The organism is Blautia sp. HCP28S3_G10 (assembly GCF_052065235.1).
In the GTDB taxonomy this organism is placed as follows: Bacteria; Bacillota; Clostridia; order Lachnospirales; family Lachnospiraceae; genus Blautia_A.
In genome coordinates this window covers 1-6,864 of record NZ_JBQHUL010000068.1, presented here as the reverse complement: position 1 = coordinate 6,864, position 6,864 = coordinate 1, and the positions used below count along the sequence as shown (strand labels likewise).

8 protein-coding genes and 1 pseudogene are annotated in these 6,864 nt (G+C 40.6%); 7 read left to right on the top strand and 2 right to left on the bottom strand.

From position 1 onward, the window contains the following. Window positions 1–183 precede the first annotated feature (183 nt). Window positions 184–321, top strand: a complete 138-nt coding sequence (locus tag ACTNB8_RS15940) for a hypothetical protein (protein WP_441056058.1) — start codon at window positions 184–186, stop codon at window positions 319–321. Between the two features lie 524 nt (window positions 322–845). Here ACTNB8_RS15940 and ACTNB8_RS15935 read toward each other — a convergent pair. Together ACTNB8_RS15935 and ACTNB8_RS15930 are read right to left on the bottom strand one after the other, a co-directional pair. Further along, entirely contained in the window at window positions 846–1,019 is a 174-nt protein-coding gene (locus ACTNB8_RS15935; protein WP_441056057.1) for a hypothetical protein, read from the bottom strand. After that, window positions 1,012–1,290, bottom strand: a complete 279-nt coding sequence (locus ACTNB8_RS15930) for a type II toxin-antitoxin system HicB family antitoxin (protein WP_441056056.1) — start codon at window positions 1,288–1,290, stop codon at window positions 1,012–1,014. The genes ACTNB8_RS15935 and ACTNB8_RS15930 overlap by 8 nt, the downstream gene beginning before the upstream one ends. Window positions 1,291–1,437: 147 nt before the next feature. Between ACTNB8_RS15930 and ACTNB8_RS15925 the strand changes: the two genes are divergently transcribed. From ACTNB8_RS15925 to trpC, 6 genes and pseudogenes are all read left to right on the top strand, one after another. Beyond that, window positions 1,438–2,259, top strand: coding sequence for a Cof-type HAD-IIB family hydrolase (locus tag ACTNB8_RS15925; protein ID WP_441056055.1), 822 nt, complete (start codon window positions 1,438–1,440; stop codon window positions 2,257–2,259). Between the two features lie 178 nt (window positions 2,260–2,437). Then, window positions 2,438–2,611 carry a hypothetical protein gene (locus ACTNB8_RS15920; RefSeq protein ID WP_441056054.1) on the top strand — a complete coding sequence of 58 codons (174 nt, stop codon included), beginning with the start codon at window positions 2,438–2,440 and terminating at the stop codon, window positions 2,609–2,611. A gap of 360 nt (window positions 2,612–2,971) precedes the next feature. Next, window positions 2,972–4,453 carry an anthranilate synthase component I gene (gene trpE, locus ACTNB8_RS15915; RefSeq protein WP_441056053.1) on the top strand — a complete coding sequence of 494 codons (1,482 nt, stop codon included), beginning with the start codon at window positions 2,972–2,974 and terminating at the stop codon, window positions 4,451–4,453. Beyond that, complete coding sequence (locus ACTNB8_RS15910; protein ID WP_441056052.1) at window positions 4,450–5,031, top strand: anthranilate synthase component II; 582 nt, start codon at window positions 4,450–4,452, stop codon at window positions 5,029–5,031. The genes trpE and ACTNB8_RS15910 overlap by 4 nt, the downstream gene beginning before the upstream one ends. A gap of 53 nt (window positions 5,032–5,084) precedes the next feature. Next, window positions 5,085–6,095: an anthranilate phosphoribosyltransferase gene (gene trpD / locus ACTNB8_RS15905; protein WP_441056051.1), complete on the top strand. Its 1,011-nt coding sequence runs from the start codon at window positions 5,085–5,087 to the stop codon at window positions 6,093–6,095. A 53-nt stretch (window positions 6,096–6,148) separates the two neighbouring features. Continuing rightward, window positions 6,149–6,757: pseudogene (gene trpC / locus ACTNB8_RS15900) on the top strand (indole-3-glycerol phosphate synthase TrpC); the annotation flags it as partial. Window positions 6,758–6,864: the final 107 nt, after the last annotated feature.

Genomic DNA, 6,864 nt, shown 5'->3' with positions numbered 1-6,864 from the left:
TAGCCATAGAACCGGTATTCGAAGCTGATTTCAGAGAATGTTCATATGGATTCCGACCAAAAAGAAGTGCAAAACAAGCACTGGAAGTAGTGAGGGATATGTCTGCTGAAGTAGACTGCATCTGGCGTGCAAAGCGTAGCGAGTCCCTCAAAGATTAAGGGATTCAGGGAGTTTAAAGCGGACTTGCCCAGTTTTTTCTATACCGTTAATGATAATTTTCTGCAGGATTTTGTTAAGATGATCGTCAGCATCGATACAGATGATTTCTTCAATATCCGATGCCGGGTTCTGCGAAATATTGAGATTGGTGCATCGATTTAAGAGATTTTTTCAATATCCGATGCCGGATTCTGCGAAATATTGAGATTGGTGCATCGATATAGAAGATTTCTTCAATATCCGATGCCGGATTCTGCGAAATATTGAGATTGAGGCATCGATTTAAGAGATTTTTTCAATATCCGATGCCGGATTCTGCGATATACTGAAATTTTAGCATCGATATAAGTATTTTATACATTTCCCGATGCAAAAGACCTTAATTTGCCTATGGCCTGGAACCAGTACAGGTGTGATTATTGCTGCATGCAGTAATCTCTTCAATGAATGGAGACAGGATGCCCGCGAGGCTTCCGAGATTTCTTACACACTAGTGATGGCTGCGTTGCTTGTCTGAGCGAAGCGAGTTCTGCAAAAGCAGACATCCATAGACGTGTGTAAGAAATCCGGAAACACGCGTTATCCTGTATACCATTCATGAAGCAGATTACGTGAATAACACTTGATAACTCTTCATGAGTGGATTACATAAACCAGTAATATTACATAACACAATCCCAATGACATTACTGTGTCACCGGGATTTGTATTACTGGAACAAATTTGGAAGAATCATTTGTAAATCCATCATCAATCATAGCAATTGCTCTGGAAAATCTACTAATAAGAAAACGAACAGAAACACAGTATCTTCTGTTCGTATGGAAGTAATGCGAAACCATTCGCTTTTTTTTATTCATCCCAGCCCTCATAGAAACGAATATTTACAGAAATATTTCTGACGATATCTCCATTCTGAAGATCCATATCTTCTGCTTCAGAGACTGGTGGCAGCTGACAGTCATCTTCTGATAATTCCAGAGTGATCCAGTCATAAGCAGCCGCATTTGCATTTTCAATCGCATCATCTAATGTATCGCCAACTGCTTCACAACATGCCAGATCAGGAAAATATCCTTTATAATTGCCTTTTTCAGTTTTGCGGAAAACCGCAGGATAAATGAATTTCATAATATATATACTCCTTTTGAATGCGCTTAAGTTTCTTTTATTATAGCATAACTGAAGAGTAAGAAAAGGGAAAAGTTTGTATAGAAATAAGGACATTTCTTTTATATAATAAAACAAAATAGATGTGCATCCGGGAGAAAAACACGAATGAGTATAAAATTAATTGCAAGTGATCTTGACGGTACTTTGCTGACAAATACAAAAGAACTGTCCGTAAAAAACCGAAAGGTATTGAGTGAAGCAGTAAAAAAAGGTGTATATATTGTTCCTGCAACAGGAAGATCCTACCAGGCTGTTCCAGATATAATAAAAGAATTTCCTGGAGTTGAATATATCATTACAGCAAATGGAGGAGCAGTTTATTCTGTTGGTGAGAACAGAAGAATATATGAATGTCTTCTTAAAGATTCTTCAGTAGAAGCCTGTTTGAGAGTAAAGAAAGCAGAAGATGTGATTATGGAGGTTTTTATTGAGGGAATCCCATATTCGGAAGAAATTTATATAAAAGATCCGGCATCATATGGTGCAACAGAATATGGTGTGAAGTACATAAAAGCCACCAGAAAACCGATAAAAGACATTGTTTCTTTTGCCTTGAAAAGCAGGAATAAACTTGACAGTATTGCTTTTGTGTGCAAAAAAAAAGAAACACAGGAAAGACTGTACAGAGAGCTGGAAAATGACATTCCAGAGGTTTATGTGACATCTTCTGTTCCAAATCTGATTGAGATAGGTCATATAAATGCCGGAAAAGGAAAAACACTTCTGTGGCTTCTGGACAGACTTAAAATATCCAGAGAGGAAGTGGCGGCCTTTGGAGATGCAGATAATGACTGTAGCATGATCGAGGCTGTGAAATATGGTATTGCAATGGGAAATGCCACGGAAAACTGTAAAAAATGTGCAGTTTTTGTTACTGAAACAAACGAAAATGACGGGGTGGCTATTGCATTGGAAAAATTGTTATGAATTGTTGTAAACGGAGTGAACAGTAAAGAGTAGTGTTACTGTTCACTCCGTTCACAGTAACGAGCAGTAACTTTATTTGTGAAAAAATAAAAACAGGGTTGACAACATACCTGAATGGTGGTATTTTATAAAAAACAATTTAGCTAATTAAACCGATGAAGCGGAGATAACGGTAGTTATGCGCGCACAGAGAGTCCGGGAGGGTGAGAGCCGGGTGGAAATGCAGATTGTCAAATGGACCGCAGAGGGCGCAGGGAAAGGCATTTATCAGTTGAGTATTCTGCGACGTAAGGCATACGTCAGTTGTCGGAAATATGCAGGTATTTCGCAAAGTGCATGGGTCATTCCATGAAGCAAGGTGGCACCGCGGGTATATTATAGCTCGTCCTTGACAGAATATAAGATTCTGTCGGGATGAGCTTTTTTTACTTTATAGGAAATTACTCCGTAATGTTCCAATAAAGCAAAAAAAGCTCCGCGAGGATGCGACCAGATGCATGAGGAACATGTCTGCTAAAGCAGACTGCATCTAGCGCGCAAAGCGTAGCAAGTCCCTCAAAGATTGAGGGATTCAGGGAGTTTGAAGCGGACTTGTCCGCTTTGTCCTGCCATAGTATGCAAGAGAAGTTGCTGGTGGCAAGTTCTCTGTATGTTGTATAAACTTCCGGCAGAAATCCTAAGTTACAGCTGATTAGACGAGGGAGGTAAGTAAATGTATCCAACACTAGAAGAAATAAAAAAGATGGCACAAAGCGGAGAATACAAGCGCATTCCGGTATGCCGTGAACTGTATGCAGACCGTTATACACCAGTAGAGGTCATGCGTACATTACGAAGAGCCAGCAGGCACTGTTATCTGCTGGAAAGCGCCAGTCAGACAGAAGTATGGGGCAGATATTCCTTCCTTGGCTATGAACCCGAAATGGAAATTACCTGTACAGACGGTATTATGAGAATCCGTTATACAGGTGGACAAAAAGAAGAAATTACAAAAAAAGTTGTTCATCCGGGAGATACATTACGGGAAATTATACAGGAATATAAGAGCCCTGTAATGGAAGATATGCCTCCCTTTACTGGTGGTCTGGTGGGATATTTTTCCTACGATTATATTAAATACAGCGAGCCGAAACTGAAACTTGGAGAGCATGAAGATCCAGATTTCAGAGACATGGATCTGATGTTATTTGATCAGGTTATAGCCTTTGATCATTACAGACAGAAAGTGCTTCTCATTACAGGTGTATTGCTTGATCAGTTGGAAGAATCATACAGAAAAGCAGAAGAAAAACTTGAAGAAATGGCAGAACTGATTCGAAATGGAGAAAAAGAACAGTTTGCATCACTTAAGCTTGAATCAGAAATCAGCCCTCAGTTTCCAAAAGAAAAATACTGTGAGATGGTAGAAAAAGCCAGGCATTACATCAAAGAAGGAGACATTTTTCAGGTGGTGCTATCAAATCCGATGAGAGCAAAAGCAGAAGGCAGTCTGTTTGATACATACAGAGTGCTGAGAGCTACAAATCCATCACCGTATATGTTTTATTTTTCAAGTGATGACATCGAGATAGCAGGTGCTTCACCGGAAACTCTTGTCAAACTGGAAAACAGAAAACTGACTACATTTCCACTTGCTGGAACAAGGCCACGGGGAAAAACAAAAGAGGAAGACCAGGAACTGGAAGCAGGACTTCTGAAAGATGAAAAAGAACTTGCAGAGCACAACATGCTGGTTGATCTCGGAAGAAATGATATTGGAAAAATCAGTAAAATCGGTTCTGTAAAAGTAGAAAAATATTTAAGTGTGGAGCATTTTTCACAGGTTATGCACCTTGGCTCTACAGTGGCAGGAGAGATCAGAGATGACAGAGATGCAGTTGATGCAGTTGATTCGATCCTTCCGGCAGGAACACTTTCCGGGGCACCAAAATTCAGAGCATGCCAGATTATCGAAGAACTGGAACAGAGTAAACGAGGAATTTACGGAGGAGCAATCGGTTACCTGGATTTTGCAGGAAATCTTGATACCTGTATTGCGATAAGGCTTGTATATAAGAAAAATGGAGAGATTTGTATCCGTTCAGGGGCCGGAATCGTAGCAGACAGTGTACCACAGAAAGAATTTGAAGAATGCTGTAATAAGGCTAGAGCAGTAGTACTTGCCATTCAGAAAGCACAGGAGGGGTTGGAATGATCGTACTGATAGATAATTACGACAGTTTTTCTTATAATGTGTACCAGCTGATCGGTTCTGTGGAGCCGGATATAAAGGTTGTCCGTAATGATGAATATACGGTCAGGGAAATAGAAGAAATGAACCCGGAAGTGCTGATTCTTTCGCCGGGACCTGGTAAACCTACGGAGGCAGGAATTTGTATTGAGGCAATAAAGTATTTCGCAGGAAAGCTTCCAATTCTTGGAATATGTCTTGGGCATCAGGCAATCTGTGAAGCTTTTGGAGGAAAGGTATCCTATGCAAAAGAACTCATGCATGGAAAGAAAAAGACAATTTACACTGTTGGAAAAAGCAGATTATTTGAAGGTTTAGGAGACAGCTTCCAGGCCGCAAGATACCATTCACTGGCAGCAGTAAAAGAGACACTTCCGGAGACTTTGAGAATCACGGCTGAGTCAGAAGACGGAGAGATAATGGCAGTGGAACATGCAGAATATCCGATATTTGGAGTTCAGTTTCACCCGGAATCAGTCATGACCCCGGATGGAAAAGTAATGATAAAAAACTTTATGAAAACCAGGGTTCAAAATATATAAATGCGAACAATTCGTGGTATTTAGAGAATGTTAAAAACCAGGAGGAATTAAAAATGATCAAAGAGGCAATCATCAAACTTTCAAAAAAAGAAGATCTGACATATCAGGAAGCAGAAACAGTTATGGACGAAATTATGAGCGGTCAGGCAACCCCGGTACAGATGTCCTCATATCTGACAGCTCTTTCCATGAAGGGTGAAACAATTGACGAGATCACAGCATCAGCAGCAGGAATGAGAGCGCACTGTATCAAGTTACTCCATGATCTTGATGTGTTGGAGATCGTCGGAACTGGTGGTGACGGAGCAAATTCCTTCAATATTTCCACAACTTCTTCACTGGTTATCGCAGCAGGAGGAGTGCCGGTAGCAAAACACGGAAACCGTGCAGCTTCTTCTAAAAGTGGTGCAGCAGATGTCCTTGAGGCACTCGGTGTAAACATTACAATTCCACCGGAAAAGAGTGCAGAACTTCTGAAAAAAATCAATATATGTTTCCTGTTTGCACAGAATTATCACATTGCAATGAAGTATGTGGCACCTATCCGTAAAGAACTTGGTATCCGTACAGTATTTAATATTCTGGGACCTTTAAGCAATCCGGCAGGAGCTAATATGGAACTTATGGGAGTTTTTGACCAGTCACTTGTTGAGCCGCTTGCACAGGTTATGGCGAAACTTGGAGTAACGAAAGGCATGGTTGTTTTTGGACAGGATAAGTTGGATGAAATTTCCATGAGTGCCCCAACTTCTGTATGTGAGATCAAAGATGGATGGTTTCAGTCTTATGAGATCTCACCGGAGCAGTTCGGATACGAGAGATGCTTAAAAGAAGATCTGGTTGGCGGATCACCGGCAGAAAATGCAGAGATCACAAAAGCAATCTTACGAGGTGAAGAAAGAGGTCCGAAACGTCAGGCAGTGTGTCTGAATGCAGGTGCAGCACTTTATATTGCGGGAAAAGCAGAAACACTTGAAGAAGGTGTAAAGATGGCAGAAAAACTGATTGACAACGGTGCAGCACAGCAGAAACTGGATGAATTTATCCAGGAGTCAAATGTCTGAACCGTACAGTAGCAGAATTAATTTACAGGATATAATGAAGAGGAAATTCTCATATGAATATTTTAAATGAGATAGCAGAAAAAACAAAAGAACGTATTGAAAAACAGAAACAAGAAGTAACGAAGGAAGAACTGATACGCCAAATTCAGCAAAACAAAGTGCAGCAGATGGAAGCTGCAAAGACAGCCCACAGCTTTTACCGGGCACTGCAAAAACCAGGAATGTCCTATATCTGTGAAGTAAAAAAGGCATCTCCATCAAAGGGACTGATCGCACCGGATTTCCCTTATCTGGAAATTGCAAAAGAGTACAAAGCTGCAGGAGCATCTGCGATATCCTGCCTTACAGAACCATTTTATTTCCTGGGATCAGACAAATACCTTAAAGAAATTACAGCAAATGTTGACATTCCTGTTCTAAGAAAAGATTTCACAGTAGACGAATATATGATTTATCAGGCCGCAGCTTACGGTGCATCAGCAGTGCTTCTGATCTGTGCAATTCTTGATGATAAACAACTGAAAGAATACCGCGAACTTGCGGAAGAATTTGGTATGGACGTACTTGTGGAAGCTCATGATGAAGAAGAAGTAGACCGGGCATTAAAGAGCGGAGCTAGGATCATAGGAGTGAATAACCGTGATCTTAAAACCTTTCAGGTGGTCAATTGGAAAAGTAAATTCCAGTTCCAGTAGGTCTTGACTGGAACTTACCATTGCAAAAACAGTGGTAGAAGTAACTCTTCCAAACCTTTCCCAACCGGTTGAAC

Coding starts and splice junctions, on each gene's coding strand:
- ACTNB8_RS15935 (WP_441056057.1), bottom strand. CDS start 1,019: ATGAATAAAAAAAAGCGAATGGTTTCGCATTACTTCCATACGAACAGA.
- ACTNB8_RS15930 (WP_441056056.1), bottom strand. CDS start 1,290: ATGAAATTCATTTATCCTGCGGTTTTCCGCAAAACTGAAAAAGGCAAT.
- ACTNB8_RS15925 (WP_441056055.1), top strand. CDS start 1,438: ATGAGTATAAAATTAATTGCAAGTGATCTTGACGGTACTTTGCTGACA.
- ACTNB8_RS15920 (WP_441056054.1), top strand. CDS start 2,438: ATGCGCGCACAGAGAGTCCGGGAGGGTGAGAGCCGGGTGGAAATGCAG.
- trpE (WP_441056053.1), top strand. CDS start 2,972: ATGTATCCAACACTAGAAGAAATAAAAAAGATGGCACAAAGCGGAGAA.
- ACTNB8_RS15910 (WP_441056052.1), top strand. CDS start 4,450: ATGATCGTACTGATAGATAATTACGACAGTTTTTCTTATAATGTGTAC.
- trpD (WP_441056051.1), top strand. CDS start 5,085: ATGATCAAAGAGGCAATCATCAAACTTTCAAAAAAAGAAGATCTGACA.